Source organism: Ottowia sp. VDI28 (assembly GCF_049532675.1).
Taxonomy (GTDB): Bacteria; Pseudomonadota; Gammaproteobacteria; order Burkholderiales; family Burkholderiaceae_C; genus Ottowia.
In genome coordinates, this window is sequence record NZ_CP149820.1 from 6,525,910 (window position 1) to 6,540,534 (window position 14,625).

Genomic DNA, 14,625 nt, shown 5'->3' on the forward strand with positions numbered 1-14,625 from the left:
ATTCTCGGGTTAACCCGGAGGTTTCCGAAAGGTGTTTTTCATGTTGCGAACAGTGGCATCGTATGCTGCGCGGTCGCTTTTGGCGGTGTCGCTGCTGGCCGGCTCTGGAATGGGCGCGGTTCAGGCACGCGGGTTCTTTCAGGAATCGGCGGCTACCACCATGGCGGCAACGGAGCTCCCTAAAGAAGGACGGCTGACGTATCAGCGCATCCTGCAGGGTGGTCCGTTCGCTCACGAGAAGGACGGTACCGTCTTCGGCAATCGCGAGCGTCTGCTGCCCAGGCAGCGGCGTGGCTATTACCGGGAATACACCGTCGAAACCCCCGGCGCGCGTAATCGCGGCGCTCGGCGCATCGTATGCGGCGGCCCACAGCGCACCGCACCTGATGCATGTTACTACACGAGCGATCACTACTCGAGTTTCAGAAGGATCATTGAATGAAGGCGCTTGAACAATTTCAGGCGGCACCCTCGCAGTCGCAGATGCCGCCTCCGGCAGACCGGTTACTTACTAAAGAGAAAGCAGCGGAGATGGACGCACCACTTCGTCAATCACAAGAGGTCCCCTTGAAAGGGGTTCGCTCGAACATCGTGCAATCGATCCGCGCATTCCGCGTGACGGATCTCCAAGACGCGGCAGTGCAACTCAACCAGCACTTCCTGTATGCCAATCTTGCTAACGCACAGACCAAGCAAGACGTGCTGGACATGATTGCCGACCAGTTCACCTTCCCGGCGCACTTCGGCAAGAATTTCGACGCCCTGTACGACTGCATGACCGACCCGCTGCACAAGTCGGGCCCGCAACCGGGCTTCATCGTGGTGCTGGAGCAGATTCCCGCCACGGCCAAGTTCGACAAGGAAGCCCGCGAGCAGTTGCTCGATATCTTCCGCGATGCCGCCGATTACTGGGGCGATCGCAAGATCCCTTTCCGGTGCTTCTATTCTTTTCTGTAGCCCGTTCTGCGCAAACCAGCCAAGCAGAACGGGCGAACGAGGCTCCACAAGGCGAAGCATCCCGCACGGTTGCAGCCGATCCGGCCGCCGAACCAGGTGAAAAGATGCCCACCGACAAGCTTGTCGACATCTCTCCCCTGGCACTGCGCATGAGCAGCCCCTTCAACGCGGGCTACTGGCTCTCCGCCGCCTGACCGTCGCCGCGTAGCGCCGATGGCCGCAAAGCCCGTCCTTGAGGCGGGCTTTTTCGTGCCTGACACGGCACCCTTGTAGGAGCGGCTTTAGCCACGAACGGCGTCCACTGTGAGAAAACAGGGGTCAGATTCCAATTTCTCGAACCCACAGCTTCGTTGGACAATGGGCGCCACCGGTCCAATCACTCCACCGAACTTTTTCGCTTACCCGGCATCCATCCATCTCCATGAAGCGACTCCACATCATCACGGGCCTGGTGCTCCTCGCCCTGCTCGCGGCCGGCTGCGCCGTACTGGATGAGAAGCAACGCGAATGGATCTTCCAGCCGAGTGACCGGAGCTGGGGGAATGCGGCCACCCTGGCGGCCGGCATGCAGGATGTGTGGATCGACTATGACTCGCGCATCACCAAAGCGCCCGTACGCCTGCACGGGCTCTGGCATCCGGCCCAGCCGCCGAAAAAAACGGGCGATGCCGCCTGCAGCCCCGTCTTGCTTTACTTGCACGGTGCCCGCTACAACGTGACCGGTTCGGCACCGCGCATTCAACGCATGCAGGAGCTGGGCTTCTCGGTGCTCGCCATCGATTACCGGGGGTTCGGCAAGACCTCCCGGGAGCTGCCCTCAGAAGATATGGCCTACGAGGACGCGCGTGCCGCCTGGAACTGGCTGGCGCGCCAGCATCCGCAAGCGCCCCGCTACATTTTTGGCCACTCCCTGGGCGGCGCAGTAGCCGTGGAGCTGGCCGAGCAAGTCACCGACGAACGCGGGCTGATTCTCGAAGGCACGTTCACCTCCATTCCCGACGTGGCCAGCTCCATGAAGTGGGGCTGGCTCCCGGTAGGCCCGCTGATCACACAGCGCTTCGAATCAGCTTCACGCATAGGACGCGTCGGCTCGCCCGTACTCGTGGTGCACGGGGCGCAGGACCGGCTCATCCAGCCCGAGCTGGGACGCCGCCTGTTCGAGGCCGCACATGAGCCCAAACGGTTCCTGCTGGTCGAGGGCGGTTCGCACCACAACACCAACGCCGTAGGCCAGGACGAGTACCGCGCCGCGCTGCCACAGGTCTTCGGCGGCGGGTGCTTCAAAGCGCCGGAGTTGCGCACCAGTATCGGCTGATCAGGCCTTCTGGAGCAGTTGCAAGGCGCCGGAGCCCACCGGCGGATGCCGCGGCAACGCGTCCAGCGGGGGAAAGTCCGGCAACGGCTTGCGCGCCACCGTGGCAGCGTGATCGGTCTCCATACCCAGCCCACGCAGCAGCAGCGCGGCAGTGTCCATGTCGTGATCCGCGGACGCCTTGCCCTGCGCCGCCGTCAGCATGGCCTGTGAGCCCAGGCCCATGACCAGATCCAGCGCCGCCGCCTCGCTGGACAAATGGAACGCCTTCTGCTCAACACCCAGCCGCAAGTCAGCCAGTGCGAACTGCGCGATGTACTGGGCCGTCGCGGGGACCGAGGCGGAAATCTCCAGCAGCAGCAGCGCCCAACGCGGACTCTCGCGGGCCAGCCACACATGGCGCCGGTGGCCGATGACCGTGCGCTGGGCTCCCTCCGCGACGCCGTCCAGGCTTTGCAGGATGCGGGCGTTGAGCGCCTCCGTCATCCACAGCGCCAGCGCCGCGACGATGGCCTCTTTCGTGTCGAAGTGGTTGTAGACGGTGCCCGTCGTCATGCCGGCCACGGCGGCGATCTCCTGAATCGTGGCGCCGGGCACGCCCTGCGCGCCAAATACCTGCACGGCTGCCAGCAGCAGTTGCCGGCGCGTGCGTTCGCGCTTGCCTTGCCCGGACGGCTGCCAGGCCAGTGCCTCGGCCAAAGGCGCAGGCAGGTCGGCTATTGACAGGCCCTTAAAATTTGACATAACATTCAATTTTCAATACTGTGATTAAAAATGATCACTAGATACATTTTAAAGGAGACATTGTGACTGCATCCCCTCTGAGCCTCGGCTATCTGGTATTTGAAGCCTCACGCCTGCCGGACTGGCAGCGCTTTTGCCAGCAGGTGCTGGGGCTGGGAGCGCCATTGGTCAACATTGACGGCAGCCAGGGTTGGCAGATCGACGGCGCCAGCCAGCGCCTGATCGTGCAGCCCGGGCCAGCCGACGACATCGCTGCCATTGGTTTCGAATGCGCGGACGATGCGGCACTCGACGCCGTTCTTGCGCGCCTGGAGTCGGCCGGTTCGCCAGCACGGCCGGCGGATATCCCGCTGCGCAAGGCCCGCCGGGTGCAACGCCTGTACACGCTGCGCGATCCAGAAGGCAATGCGGTGGAACTGTTTACAGGCCTGGCACCCGCGGCGCAACCGTTCGCGTCGCCATTTTTCCCGTCGGGGTTCTGCACGGGCGAGGGGCTTGGCCTGGGCCATGCCGTGCTGGTCGCGCGCGATCTGGAGCGGCTGGAGGCCTTCTACATGGCGCTGCCCGGCTTTGCCGTGACCGAACGTCTGGCCGCCCGCACCGGGCCGATCGAGGTGCGAGGCACTTTCCTGCACTGCAACCGCCGCCATCATTCGCTGGCGTTGCTGGCGCTGCCGCTGGGTAAGCGGCTGCACCACTTCATGCTGCAGGCACGCGAGCTGCCCAGCGTGGGTACGGCCTACGAGCGCGCGCGGCAGCTGAAGGTGCCGATCAGCCTGGGCCTTGGGCAGCATCCGGCACCGGACGGCACCTTCTCCTTCTATGGCGCTACGCCCTCGGGCTTCGATTTCGAGATCGGTGCGCTGACACGGGAGATCAATCCCGGTGGCTGGCAAGAGCAGCATACGGGGGAAACCAGCGCCTGGGGCCACCAGCCCACCTGGCGGCTGCGCATGCGCATGGCGGCCGGCTTGCTGCGCCACCGCACGGGCCTGCTGCGCCGCCGGCGCGCCAAGGTCTGAAACTTAAAGCCTGAAACCGCGCCGGCTGCAGGCGGCTCAGGCTATCTGCACGCGCAACTCGGGCAAGCCCGTCACTTGCCCCACCACGGTATCGCCAGCGACGACAGCGGCCACGCCTTCCGGCGTACCCGTGTAGATCAAGTCGCCGGGTTGGAGCTCCCAAGCACTGGAGAGATGTTCGATGGTTTCTGCGATGTTCCAGATCAGCTTGTGGATATGGCTGCGCTGGCGCTCACCGCCATTGACGGTCAGGCTGATGGCGGCATTGGTGATGTCCCCTGCCGCCTGTGCCGGCACGATGGGACCGATCGGCGCGCTGAAGTCGAACCCCTTGCCGATGCACCATGGCCGCCCCTGCTTCTTCATGTCGTTCTGCAAGTCGCGGCGGGTCATGTCCAGTCCCACGGCGTAGCCATAGATGTGCGAAAGCGCATCCGCGGCCTTGATGTTCACGCCGCCTTTGCCAATGGCCACCACGAGTTCGATTTCATGGTGCAGGTTCTTGGTTAGTGAGGGATACGGCATGCGGCCGGTTTCTCCCTCGGGGACCACCAGCACGGCGTCGGCCGGCTTGAGAAAGAAAAAGGGCGGCTCACGGCCAGTGAACCCCATCTCCTTGGCATGGTCCTCGTAGTTGCGGCCGACACAGTACACGCGGTGAACCGGAAACAGATCGGGGCTGCCGGCAATGGGAACGCCCGTCAAGGGGGTGGGGGAAAAGAGGTAGCTCATGGTGTCAACGTGGTTGGAAAAACGATCAGCTTATCTAGCTTATCTGCTCCCCGGCCAAGGCGGGTAAATAAGCACTCACGAGCTCAGCGGGCAGCCGTGAAAGAAAGCGCTGGCGCACCGCGGCAGTGGCCCGCTGCAGGCCAGCCATGTCAAGGCTGGCCTGGTCCGCGATGTGGACGCCAAGCGAGCGCAAGCGGATCATGGCGGCCGTGTCCTGCCTGGCGGCGCTGATGCGTTGCAGTTCGGTGGCATCGGCCACGGCGTCGCGCAGCTCCTGGCGCTGCGCGGGTTCAAGCTGCTCGAACCAGGCGCGCGGGCATACCAGAAGCAACACGCCAAAAAAATGGCCCGTCAGGCTCACATAGGGGTGATGCCGCCACAGCTCGAAAGTCAGCAGGTTGGTCAGCGGATTCTCCTGTGCATCAACCTCGCCACTTTGGACTACACGCACCAGATCCTTCACATCCGTCGTAACGGCGCTGAAGCCGAGCGATTCGAGCGCCTGGCGGTAGAGGCCGCTGTCGAGCGTGCGGATCACCAGGTGACGGCAGTCCTCCGGCGACAAAATGGGGCGCACCGCGTTGGATACATGGCGAAAGCCATTGTCCCAGAAGGCCAGCACCTGAAACCCGCTTTGGCGCGCGACCGCCTCGCGCAGCAGCGCTCCCGCATACCCATCCAGCGCTTGCAGCGCCGCTTGCCGGTCTTGCACGGAAAACGGCAGATCGAGCACCGCCAACTCGGGCACGCGCGCGGACAGATAGCCCGAAGCCATGTAGCCGATATGGCGTTCGCCCGCTTCGATCGAGCGAAACAACGAGGCTGCGCTTTCGCCGCACGAGGTGACGTCCGGCAGCAGGTGCGGCGTGCCCACGGCGCCCTCATTGAGCCGGCGCGCCAGGGCTGTGAGCGCCACGGTGAGGATGGAAGCCCCGCCTTGGTAGCCGGCCAGATTCAGTGCCTTGTGGGAACGCTTGAGCATGCCGCGCCGCTCCGGCATCAGGTGGTGGTGATGTTGGCTTCGCGGATGATCTTCTCCCAACGCGCGTAGTCATCCGCCACGATCTGGCTCAATTGCTTCTCGTCCCTGGCCCAGGGTTCGAGCCCCGAGCGGACCAGCTGCGCCTGAAACTCGCGATCGCTGGCCACCGCCTGGGCTTGCCGGCGCAGCTCCGACAAGGCATCCCGCGGGACCTCCTTGGGCAGGAAGAACGCAATCCACGACGAATAATCGTAGTTCTTCACGCCCTCTTCCTGCAGCGTGGGCAGATCGCGAAACTGCGCATGGCGTTCACTGCCGCAGTAACCGATCAACCGCACGCGCTGATCGGCCAGAAATGGCTGCGCCAGCGACAGCGCCATCGACATCACATGGACCTCGCCGGTGGCCACCGCCAGCGCCGCCTGGCTCGCACCGCGGTACGGCACATGCTCCAGCTTGGTGCCGGTGTAGGCATTGAACATTTCAGTGGCCAGGTGCTGGGGGCTGCCCACCCCGCCAGAGGAATACGTGATCCGCTGCGTCTTGGCGGCCTTGATCAGATCGTCGATGGTCTTGATCGGAGAGCTCCCCTGCACGGCAAAGAAGGTGGGAATGTTGGCGATACCGGCCACGGGCACCAGCTCGCTTCGCGGGTCGCCTTTCATGTTCTTGCCCTGCAGATGCGGCAGCACGGTCAGGATGCTGTTGTTGAGCGCGGCTACGGTGCGGCCGTCGGCACGCGCGCGGCCAATGCGTTCCAGCCCCACCAGACCTGCCGCCGCGGCCACGTTCTCGACCACGAAACTGTTGCCGTTCATGCGCTGGCCCAGCCGGTCAGCCATGTGGCGGACGGCCACATCCGATGCGGTTCCCGCCTGCAGGGGCAGCACCACGGTCACGGAACCGCTGGGATAAGCCTGGGCCCTGGCGGACAAGGGCGCGAGGAAACCAAGGCCCGTGGCGCTGCCACAGGCCAGAAGTCGGCGTCGGTTGAGCATGGGTGTCTCCAGTCTCTGGTGTGTGAATCGTTTCTGGCCGCTGTGACCGCGATGCCTGAACAGGCACGGATGCCTAGAATGCCGTCGCTTTGGCGGGCGCTTCTTTCGCTGTGACCTCCTGCGCAGGCCGTTCGTTGCGGCCTTCGTCCGTCCATGCGGGCACGCGGCCGATCCGGGCGGCTTCGTCCCATGCAAAGTTGAGCTCCACTTTCAAGCCATTGATGGGCTCACGCATGAAGAGTTGGTAGAGGTTGGAGTTGTGGGCCTTGCGCTCGCTGAACTCGACGCCGTTCCGGGTCAGCCGGTCGATGAACTCCTCGATGCCTTCGCAATTCAGGCAAATATGATCAATGCGGCCCGAGCCGAGCGCGCCGGCCGCCGAGAAATCGCGGTCGCCATCGGTAGGCGTTTTCAGGTAAGTGTCCTGGTGTTCGGAATGCCTGGCCTTGCCGATGTGAATCACATCCTGCTCGCCGATGTAGAGCCAATACACCGGAAAACCGAATTCGGGGTGATAGCCGTTGCGGAAGCCGAGGTTCTCGACGAACCAGTCTCGTGTCGCCTCAGGATCGTGCGTGAGGATGAGCACGTGTTCAAGAAAACGAAGTCCCATGCCGATGTCTCCTGATGGTGTTGTTCCTGCGCCTGCGCCAAGACCCAAAGGCCAAAAAGCCCAAAGCCTTCTACCCGGCGTGCTCCGCGGCCACCGGCCGCGTCTCGCCCGTTTCCATCGAGGTGCGCGTGGCATGGACCGACGCATAGATCCAGAGGATCTTCATGGGCTCCGTCTGCGACATATTCCGGAAACGGTGCGGCAGGTTGGGAGGAATGAAGGTCGTGTCCAGGGGCTTGAGTTCCTGCACATCCCCATCGATGTCAAGATAGGCATGCCCGCTGAGCAGCATGACGCTTTCCTCGCAATTGTGGCTGTGGAAGGCGATGGCGGCTCCGGGGCCGAACTCCGTGATGCCGTTGATGAACGTCGTGGCGCCGACCGAGGGCAGCACCAAGGGCGTGGTGCGGGCACCGCCTCCGCGGTCGTGGCTTTTGATCTGATCGGGGCGCAGCACGGCATACTTGGCAGTGGTGGTCATGGGGTCTCCTTGAGGGGGCGTATCGGGGGGAGATGGCTCATGCGAATGCGGTTTCCTGCAGCGCGGGAATGTCCAACTGGGCGGCGAGCGTGTGCAGCTCGCTCATCAGCCCCGCCGCGATGGGAACGCCCTCTTGCCGGTAGCGTGCCCGCTTCTCGTGGCTTTGCTCGCCCGGCAGCCAGATGCGCTCCACGCCAGGAAGGCGCGCGCTGCCTCGGATGTCTCGCACCAGATGATCGACGCTCTGCTTGAACACCTGCGGATCACCGAACGCCGAAAGGTCGATCACGAGAATGGCCTGGCCGGTGTTGGTGACTGTCTTGAAATCCGCATTGAAATCGATCACATCCCTGCCCATGGCCGCACCGCCCAGCGTGCCGGCGAGCAGCCCCACGATGAGCGCGAGCCCGTAACCCTTGTGCGCACCGATGGGCAGCAGAAAGCCCTCGCCCGAGCGGTTCGGATCGAGCAAGGGCTTGCCTTCCCTGTCGATCATCCAGCCCTCGGGCATGAGTTCGCCGCGCTTGGCCTTGGCCTTGACCTTGCCGTAGGCCGCCACCGTGGTTGCCATGTCCAGCACCACAGGCGGCTCTTCGCCAGCGGGGATGCCCGCGGCAATCGGGTTGGTGGACAGCAGCATGTCCATCCCGCCCCAGGGCGGCAGGTGGTTGGCATTGCCCACGGCAAAGTAAAGGCCCAGCATGTCATGCTGCAGCGGCTTGCGGGCGTAGAGCGATGCCGGCCCCGCATGGTTGCTGAAACGCGTGCTGACCCAAGCCACACCACAGGTGCGGGCCTTGGCGATCGCGATGTCCACCGCCTGGCTGACCACCAGGTGGCCCATGCCGTTGTCGCCATCGACGATCGCCGTGCCGGGCCGCTCTTCAACGACGCGAATATCGGGATGCGTATTGATGCCCCCGGCCTGGATGCGTTTGATGTATTGCGGCAGGCGAATCACGCCATGGCCATCGGAGCCCTGCAGGTCGGCCTCGGTCATGAGCCGGGCGATCTCTGCCGCATCCGCATGCGGCAAGCCTTGCCTGGCAAAGGCGGAATGAATGAATTGCTGCAGCGCTGGCGCCTGGACGATGGAAGTCATGTGAGCGGGTAGAGGAAAGATGAGAGCGCGGCCCTGGCGTTGAACGGAGCCTTGGAACGTGTTCTTAATTGGCGGTGATGCCTTTGGCCTGGATCAACTTGCGGTAGAGCTCGTATTGGTTCTTGGTGGCCTCGCCAAATTCCGCCGCGCTGGTGCCTCGCGGTGTCACGCCGATCGCCAGCAGCTTGTCGCGGGTGGCGGGATCGTCCACGGCCTCGCGGGCTGCCTTGCTGAGCTGCGCGATGATGGCCGGCGGCGTGCCCGCGGGCGCCACCATCGCAAACCACGAGTTGAACGTGAAGTTGGGCATGCCCGCTTCCTGGAAAGTCGGCACGTCCGGGTATTGCGGCAGGCGCTGCGGCGTGGAAACCGCCAGCAGCCGCAGCTTGCCGCCCTGGATCAGAGAGGTCACGGTGCCCAGGCCTTGCATGGACGCCTCCACTTCCCCGGCGGCCACCGCGACCGCCGCCGGCGTGGCCCCTTTGTAAGGGACATGCACCACGTTGATGTTGGCGCGGTCCAGGACCAGCGCCATGCCGATGTGCTGGGGACTGCCGTTTCCGCCGCTGCCGTAATTCAGCTTGCCGGGAGCGGCTTTGGCCGCCGCCGTGAAATCTGCGAGGCTGCGGTAGGGCGAATCGGCCTTGACCACCAGACCCCATTCGACCGTACCGACCAACGATACCGGCGCGAAATCCGTCAGCGCATTCCATGGCATCTTCGCAGTCAGGTGCGGCACCATGGTCAGGATGCTGTCATTGAAGCCCCCAACCGTGTAGCCGTCTGGCGCCGCACGCGCCAGGCGCTCGGCCCCGATCACGCCCGCGGAGCCCGTGATGTTCTCGATGGCGAAACCCTGCCCCATGGACTCCCCCATCTTCCGCGTGACCAGCCGCGCCGCGTTATCCACTGCGCTGCCGGCCGCCAGGGGAATGATCATCCGGATCGGCTTGTCCGGGTAATGCTGCGCCTTGGCGGCTATGGGCAAGGCGAGCAAGGCCGCCAGTGCGAGCAAACCAATCGGTCTCATGTGATGTCTCTGTATTGTTGTGAGGCGCCCGCCCCATGCGAAGCTGGAGCAGAGCCTGCAGGTTAGAGAGGCAAGCCCTGCTTGTCTAATGCTTAATTTGCGCCCTGCCATATCATCTTGATATCGCAGGCCGGCATGCACTTTTTCATGAACCTCAGAACTCTTCGCTATTTCGTCGTCGTGGCCGACAGCGGCAGCCTGACCGCCGCGGCCGCCGCCATACCGATTGCGCAACCCGCGCTCACCCGGCAGATGCGCGAACTGGAGAATGAGACCGGTGTTCAACTGCTGCAGCGCCTGCCGCGCGGCGTGCGGCTGACCCAGGCGGGCGTCACGTTGTATGAATCCGCTCAGCGCATTCTGTCGGAGGCCACGCGTTTGAACCGGCGCCTGGCCCACAGCCAGGAACGCGATGCCGTGCCGGTGGTGGTCGGTGTATCGCCCACTTTGGCCCGCCTGGTGCTGCCCGGCCTGTTCGAAAAGACCATCGCCGCGGTCTCCAATCTGGAGTTGCGCGCCCGAGAGGCCTTCACGCCGGAACTGATCGATTGGCTGGAGCGGGGCATGATCGACATGGCCGTGCTGACCAATCCTCCGCCGGGGCACGCGCTGTCATTCCATCCCCTGCTCGGGGAGCCGTTCGCCCTGGTCTCGCACGCCCGGATGGGTATCGGCCCCATGGTGTCAGTCAACCAGCTCATTCGCATACCGCTTCTAATGACCAGCCTGCACCGGGGCCTGGTGGACCGCCAGTTGGCCAGCTTGGGAAAGTCCCTGCGTGTCCAGGCGGAGATCGATTCCGTGGATTCGATCCGGGAGCTGGTCTTGCGCGGACGGTGGGCCACCGTCATGCCTGTCTCGGTGTTTCACGAGCATCTGCGCCAGGAACCCGTGGTGATGTCCGAGATATCAGGCATCCAGCTCAATCGCCTGCTGGTGCTGGCCACGCGCATAGACCCTCGCCCGAACCCTTCCCTCTCAGTGGTTCATGACCTGGTCATAGGCGAGTTTGCGCGCATGGAGCGCCAAGGCATCTTCAGCTTCGTCGGCACGAGGTAAATCGGCAAAAGCCGGAATCTGACCCCCATTAAACTCCCCATTAAACTCAAATGGGGGTCAGATTCCGGTTTTTTCGGACATGCGCCGCTCACCCAGCCGCGGCGCCTCCCGCGACATCCAGCGCCAGGCACAAGTCGTCCCAGGCCTTGGCTTTCTCTGGCAGGGCCCGCAGCAGGTAGGCCGGGTGATAGGTCACGATCACGGGCACACCTTCGTAGTGGTGCACACGGCCGCGCAGCCGGCCGATGGGCTCGCTGGTCTGCAGCAGCGACTGCACGGCGAAGCGGCCCATGGCGAGGATGATTTTCGGGCGGATCAAGGCCACCTGGCGGCGCAGGTAGGGCTCGCACTGGGCAATCTCCTCAGGCTGCGGGTTGCGGTTGCCCGGGGGGCGGCATTTCAGCACATTGGCGATATAGACGCCTTTACGGGCTTTTCCTTGTTTCGGCGCGAGCGGTTCGGTCAGGGCATCGGCAGGATCCCCGGCTTGGCGCGAGAGGTTGATGGCCGCCAGCATGTTGTCGAGCAGCTTGCCCGCCTGGCCGACGAAAGGCCGGCCCTGGCGGTCTTCGTTTTCGCCGGGCGCCTCGCCCACCACCATCCATTCGGCTTGATGGCTGCCGACGCCAAACACCGTGTTCGTGCGGCCGGCACAAAGGCCGCAGGCCTGGCAGCCAGCAACAGCCGCCTCCAGCTGCGGCCAGTCCATGAGTTCGATACCCTGGGGGCGCAGCATGCGCTCACCGGGCACGGCAGTGGGGGCCGATGAAGCCTCTGGTGCCGCTGGAACGATGTGAGGCGTTGAAGGGGGTGAGGAGATTGGCTGTGAGGGTGGTGGAGGCACAGGAGCCTCCACTTCGTGCGAGGCGGCTCTCACCAGCGGCGCCTCCTCCACCTGAGCAGGCCGGGGCACGGCTTTAGGCGCCCAAACGCGCACCCCCATCTCGGCGAGCATGGCACGCTGGCGGTCGTCGAGGAAGGTCATATCAGTCATTCAAAGCTCAGCGCGCCCTGCGGCTCGGCAACAAAAATAGGCCCTCAAAGGCCGCGGAGCAAGCCATTCCGGGGCACCCGCGGAGCTGGCTCCGCCAGGCCGCCGGGTGCGTCCCCCCGCAGGGGGGAAGGCGCGTAAGCGACTCAGGGGGAGGCTCATGTCAGCACAAGACTCATCACCACGGCATCCTCGCGCTGGCCGTTGCCGGCAGGATAGTAAGCTTTGCGCAGGCCGGCACGGACGAACCCGCAGCGCTGATAAACGTGTTGCGCCCGCGTGTTGCTGACGCGCACCTCCAGCCACAGCCAATGCGCGCCCTGGCTCCGTGCCCACAAGACGAGGGCATCGAGCATGACCAAGGCCCAGCCCTGGTGCTGAGACGCCGGCGCGACGGTGATGTTGAGCAGGTGCACTTCATCGACCCCCTTCATGGCCACGAAGTAACCCAGCAGTTCATCACCGGCCAACAGGCATTGGGCCTGATAGCCGGCGTTCAGCGTGTCGAGAAAATTGCCGCGCGTCCAGGGATGGGTATAGGCCACCTGCTCGATGGCCAGCACGGCCGGCAAACGCTCGGGCGTGAGCGGCTCGAAGCCAGCTTCCTTCCCCGCTTGGGCAGGGCTGGCGGAAAGATCAGGGACTGCGCTCATTGGCGTGGGTGCGAGGGTACTAGGATGTGTTCTCAATTTTCAGCGGCGGCAGCCCGCTCTGCTGTCGTTTGCGCCACTTTATCGCGAATATAGAGCGGCAGCGCCTGATCAGCCGGCACAGCCTGGCCGGCCGCCAGCAACGCGGGCGCCAGGCTGAGTAGCGCGCTTGCCGTGGGCAGCGCGCTGATGCGCGGAAGGCTGCTCAGTAGCGCCGGGAGACGTTCCCCATAAGCTGCCCAGGCATTGCCTGCCAGTATCCATTTTCCGTCTTCTGCATCCTCCCCCGTGGGGAGCGCCCATTGCTCCGGCTTGCCCACACTGATCCCGTGGACGGCCGTCCAGCCGCCGGCCTCCCAGACATAGGCGGCACCATAGATTTCGCTCATGCGCGCATCCAGCAGGGCCAGCACCTTCATGGCGGCCCCGTTTTGCAAACGTGCCTCTTCCGCCACGGCCATCAGGGTGTCGACTGGCAGCACCGGGACGCCACCCGCCCGGCGCGCGCCGAAAGCCAAGCCTTGCGCCACGGAACACGCCGTGCGCAAACCAGTGAAGGAGCCTGGCCCCCGGCCGAACACAATGGCGTCCAGCTCGGCTGGCGCAAGCCCTGCCTGTGCCAGCAGTTCCAGCACAGCGGGAATCAGCGTGGCGGAGGCCTGCGCGCCTCCCGCGCCAGTGTGCGTCCAAGTGCGGCCGCCATGCTGCACGGCGATGGACAGCTGGTCGGTGCTCGTGTCAAAGGCAAGAAGGTTCATGGTGTCACGCTCCTGACCGCAGGCATCATTGCCTTGTCGGTCTCCCGGGCGCGAGCCACGCGCACGCCGAACAGAATGCCGATCGTCACCAGGGCCAGCCCCGCCAACAGGTTAAGACCCAGGGGCTCGCCCAGAAAGATCACAGCCCCCAGCGCCGAAAGACCGGGCACCAGGGCGGTGATCATGGTCGAGCGCACCGGCCCGAAATGACGAACCATGTAGGTGAAGCTGATGCCGGAGATCACTACGGAGCCCCACCCCTGGAACATCATCTGGAAAGCGATCTCGCTCCAGGGAGCGCTGGCCAACCGGCTAGGCAGCAGCCCCAGGAAAGCCAGCACCGCGTAGGCCGGCACATACGTACAAAAGCCGAATGCGGTGACGGCGATGGTGGCGCGCACCGCATCCAGCTTGAAGTGCCGCGCCAATACGCCATACACCGCCCAGCAGAGCGCGGCCGACATGAAGATCAGGTCGCCCTTCCAGACCTCGCCGCCGCCAAGGCCGCGCAGCAGGCTCATGCCGCCCACCACGGCATCGCCAGCCAGAATGCAGACCAGGCCCAGCAAGCGCGCCTTCGTAAGCCGTTCGCCGAGAAACAGAAGAGCCAACAGCGCCGTCCACAATGGCAGGCTGCCTGGCATCAGCACTGAAGCATGCGCCGCCGGGGCGTAGAAAAATCCCGCGTAGCACAGCACCGCGTACAAAAGGCCGCCAAAGAACCCGGCGATCACCGTCTGGCGCAAAGGCAAGGGCGAAAGGCCCAGCAGGGAAGAAGAAGTCCTGCTGCCCGGATCACGGCGCGTGAGATAAAGCCCCCAGGGCAGCAGCACCAGGGAGGCGCCGAGGATGCGGCACAGCCCGATGTCGAAGGGGGTCAGGGTGTGGCCGGCTGACGCGCGGGCAATGACGATGAAACCAGTCCAGATGGCCACCGTGACCACCGCCGCGAGCAGACCGGATGCACGGGGAGAAAAACGCATGGGGTGAATTATCCTGGAAGCGGCAGTTGAACGCCCTCGCCAGTGCCGTGATCGGCGTGCCAGGCAAGGCGCGAGGACGCGGCAGGCTAACGCCTGCAAGGACGAGCAACGCCGCATGGTACGTCGAGCGCGGTGCTGGCGAGGGCGTAGCGCTCTCACCCAATAGCTGAAGCTGAACGAAGCGGCCATATTCAGCATTCACGAGGTCGTT

General features: G+C 64.4%; 18 protein-coding genes. 6 read left to right on the forward strand and 12 right to left on the reverse strand.

Translation table 11 applies throughout. The features are described 5' to 3' along the window. Positions 1-40: 40 nt before the first annotated feature. The 3 genes from WJU18_RS30975 to WJU18_RS30985 all read left to right on the forward strand — a co-directional run bounded on the left by WJU18_RS30975 (position 41) and on the right by WJU18_RS30985 (position 2,272). The gene (locus tag WJU18_RS30975) at positions 41-442 is read left to right on the forward strand and encodes a ribonuclease domain-containing protein (RefSeq protein WP_423458111.1); all 402 of its coding nucleotides are present in this window, start codon (positions 41-43) and stop codon (positions 440-442) included. Between the two features lie 89 nt (positions 443-531). Then, entirely contained in the window at positions 532-957 is a 426-nt protein-coding gene (locus WJU18_RS30980; RefSeq protein WP_423461139.1) for a barstar family protein, read from the forward strand. Between the two features lie 421 nt (positions 958-1,378). After that, entirely contained in the window at positions 1,379-2,272 is an 894-nt protein-coding gene (locus tag WJU18_RS30985; protein WP_423458112.1) for an alpha/beta hydrolase, read from the forward strand. Here WJU18_RS30985 and WJU18_RS30990 read toward each other — a convergent pair whose 3' ends face one another. Continuing rightward, complete coding sequence (locus WJU18_RS30990; protein ID WP_423458113.1) at positions 2,273-3,013, reverse strand: TetR/AcrR family transcriptional regulator; 741 nt, start codon at positions 3,011-3,013, stop codon at positions 2,273-2,275. A 62-nt stretch (positions 3,014-3,075) separates the two neighbouring features. Here WJU18_RS30990 and WJU18_RS30995 point away from each other — a divergent pair, with 62 nt between their 5' ends. Next, complete coding sequence (locus WJU18_RS30995) at positions 3,076-4,035, forward strand: VOC family protein (RefSeq protein WP_423458114.1); 960 nt, start codon at positions 3,076-3,078, stop codon at positions 4,033-4,035. Between the two features lie 36 nt (positions 4,036-4,071). Here WJU18_RS30995 and WJU18_RS31000 read toward each other — a convergent pair whose 3' ends face one another. The 7 genes from WJU18_RS31000 to WJU18_RS31030 all read right to left on the reverse strand — a co-directional run bounded on the left by WJU18_RS31000 (position 4,072) and on the right by WJU18_RS31030 (position 9,973). Further along, the gene (locus WJU18_RS31000; protein WP_423458115.1) at positions 4,072-4,767 is read right to left on the reverse strand and encodes a fumarylacetoacetate hydrolase family protein; all 696 of its coding nucleotides are present in this window, start codon (positions 4,765-4,767) and stop codon (positions 4,072-4,074) included. Positions 4,768-4,801: 34 nt separating this feature from the next. Continuing rightward, positions 4,802-5,749, reverse strand: a complete 948-nt coding sequence (locus tag WJU18_RS31005; RefSeq protein WP_423458116.1) for a TRAP transporter substrate-binding protein — start codon at positions 5,747-5,749, stop codon at positions 4,802-4,804. Positions 5,750-5,766: 17 nt separating this feature from the next. After that, entirely contained in the window at positions 5,767-6,747 is a 981-nt protein-coding gene (locus tag WJU18_RS31010) for a Bug family tripartite tricarboxylate transporter substrate binding protein (protein ID WP_423458117.1), read from the reverse strand. A 73-nt stretch (positions 6,748-6,820) separates the two neighbouring features. After that, the gene (locus WJU18_RS31015; protein ID WP_423458118.1) at positions 6,821-7,360 is read right to left on the reverse strand and encodes a VOC family protein; all 540 of its coding nucleotides are present in this window, start codon (positions 7,358-7,360) and stop codon (positions 6,821-6,823) included. A gap of 70 nt (positions 7,361-7,430) precedes the next feature. After that, positions 7,431-7,841, reverse strand: a complete 411-nt coding sequence (locus WJU18_RS31020) for a cupin domain-containing protein (protein WP_423458119.1) — start codon at positions 7,839-7,841, stop codon at positions 7,431-7,433. A gap of 37 nt (positions 7,842-7,878) precedes the next feature. Further along, positions 7,879-8,943: an Ldh family oxidoreductase gene (locus WJU18_RS31025; RefSeq protein ID WP_423458120.1), complete on the reverse strand. Its 1,065-nt coding sequence runs from the start codon at positions 8,941-8,943 to the stop codon at positions 7,879-7,881. Between the two features lie 64 nt (positions 8,944-9,007). Continuing rightward, on the reverse strand, positions 9,008-9,973 hold the full coding sequence (locus tag WJU18_RS31030) for a Bug family tripartite tricarboxylate transporter substrate binding protein (protein ID WP_423458121.1): 966 nt from the start codon (positions 9,971-9,973) through the stop codon (positions 9,008-9,010). Between the two features lie 147 nt (positions 9,974-10,120). Between WJU18_RS31030 and WJU18_RS31035 the strand changes: the two genes are divergently transcribed. Further along, entirely contained in the window at positions 10,121-11,032 is a 912-nt protein-coding gene (locus tag WJU18_RS31035) for a LysR family transcriptional regulator (RefSeq protein WP_423458122.1), read from the forward strand. Between the two features lie 88 nt (positions 11,033-11,120). Here WJU18_RS31035 and WJU18_RS31040 read toward each other — a convergent pair whose 3' ends face one another. The 4 genes from WJU18_RS31040 to WJU18_RS31055 form a co-directional block, all read right to left on the reverse strand. Beyond that, positions 11,121-12,017, reverse strand: a complete 897-nt coding sequence (locus WJU18_RS31040; protein WP_423461140.1) for a uracil-DNA glycosylase — start codon at positions 12,015-12,017, stop codon at positions 11,121-11,123. 164 nt (positions 12,018-12,181) lie between these two features. Continuing rightward, positions 12,182-12,676 (reverse strand): ribosomal protein S18-alanine N-acetyltransferase, encoded by a 495-nt coding sequence (gene rimI / locus WJU18_RS31045; RefSeq protein ID WP_423458123.1) that lies wholly within the window; start codon positions 12,674-12,676, stop codon positions 12,182-12,184. Between the two features lie 32 nt (positions 12,677-12,708). Continuing rightward, positions 12,709-13,431, reverse strand: coding sequence for a tRNA (adenosine(37)-N6)-threonylcarbamoyltransferase complex dimerization subunit type 1 TsaB (gene tsaB, locus WJU18_RS31050; RefSeq protein WP_423458124.1), 723 nt, complete (start codon positions 13,429-13,431; stop codon positions 12,709-12,711). Beyond that, positions 13,428-14,414 (reverse strand): DMT family transporter, encoded by a 987-nt coding sequence (locus WJU18_RS31055; protein WP_423458125.1) that lies wholly within the window; start codon positions 14,412-14,414, stop codon positions 13,428-13,430. Before WJU18_RS31055 ends, tsaB begins: the two co-directional genes overlap by 4 nt. A gap of 26 nt (positions 14,415-14,440) precedes the next feature. On the opposite strand from WJU18_RS31055, the gene WJU18_RS31060 reads away from it, so the two are divergent. Continuing rightward, entirely contained in the window at positions 14,441-14,584 is a 144-nt protein-coding gene (locus tag WJU18_RS31060) for a hypothetical protein (protein WP_423458126.1), read from the forward strand. The last annotated feature ends 41 nt before the right edge of the window (positions 14,585-14,625 follow it).

Bases quoted from the DNA above. Each gene is read 5' to 3' on its own strand.
- WJU18_RS30975 (WP_423458111.1), top strand. From the start codon at position 41: ATGTTGCGAACAGTGGCATCGTATGCTGCGCGGTCGCTTTTGGCGGTG.
- WJU18_RS30980 (WP_423461139.1), top strand. From the start codon at position 532: ATGGACGCACCACTTCGTCAATCACAAGAGGTCCCCTTGAAAGGGGTT.
- WJU18_RS30985 (WP_423458112.1), top strand. From the start codon at position 1,379: ATGAAGCGACTCCACATCATCACGGGCCTGGTGCTCCTCGCCCTGCTC.
- WJU18_RS30990 (WP_423458113.1), bottom strand. From the start codon at position 3,013: ATGTCAAATTTTAAGGGCCTGTCAATAGCCGACCTGCCTGCGCCTTTG.
- WJU18_RS31000 (WP_423458115.1), bottom strand. From the start codon at position 4,767: ATGAGCTACCTCTTTTCCCCCACCCCCTTGACGGGCGTTCCCATTGCC.
- WJU18_RS31005 (WP_423458116.1), bottom strand. From the start codon at position 5,749: ATGCTCAAGCGTTCCCACAAGGCACTGAATCTGGCCGGCTACCAAGGC.
- WJU18_RS31010 (WP_423458117.1), bottom strand. From the start codon at position 6,747: ATGCTCAACCGACGCCGACTTCTGGCCTGTGGCAGCGCCACGGGCCTT.
- WJU18_RS31015 (WP_423458118.1), bottom strand. From the start codon at position 7,360: ATGGGACTTCGTTTTCTTGAACACGTGCTCATCCTCACGCACGATCCT.
- WJU18_RS31020 (WP_423458119.1), bottom strand. From the start codon at position 7,841: ATGACCACCACTGCCAAGTATGCCGTGCTGCGCCCCGATCAGATCAAA.
- WJU18_RS31025 (WP_423458120.1), bottom strand. From the start codon at position 8,943: ATGACTTCCATCGTCCAGGCGCCAGCGCTGCAGCAATTCATTCATTCC.
- WJU18_RS31030 (WP_423458121.1), bottom strand. From the start codon at position 9,973: ATGAGACCGATTGGTTTGCTCGCACTGGCGGCCTTGCTCGCCTTGCCC.
- WJU18_RS31035 (WP_423458122.1), top strand. From the start codon at position 10,121: ATGAACCTCAGAACTCTTCGCTATTTCGTCGTCGTGGCCGACAGCGGC.
- WJU18_RS31040 (WP_423461140.1), bottom strand. From the start codon at position 12,017: ATGACCTTCCTCGACGACCGCCAGCGTGCCATGCTCGCCGAGATGGGG.
- rimI (WP_423458123.1), bottom strand. From the start codon at position 12,676: ATGAGCGCAGTCCCTGATCTTTCCGCCAGCCCTGCCCAAGCGGGGAAG.
- tsaB (WP_423458124.1), bottom strand. From the start codon at position 13,431: ATGAACCTTCTTGCCTTTGACACGAGCACCGACCAGCTGTCCATCGCC.
- WJU18_RS31055 (WP_423458125.1), bottom strand. From the start codon at position 14,414: ATGCGTTTTTCTCCCCGTGCATCCGGTCTGCTCGCGGCGGTGGTCACG.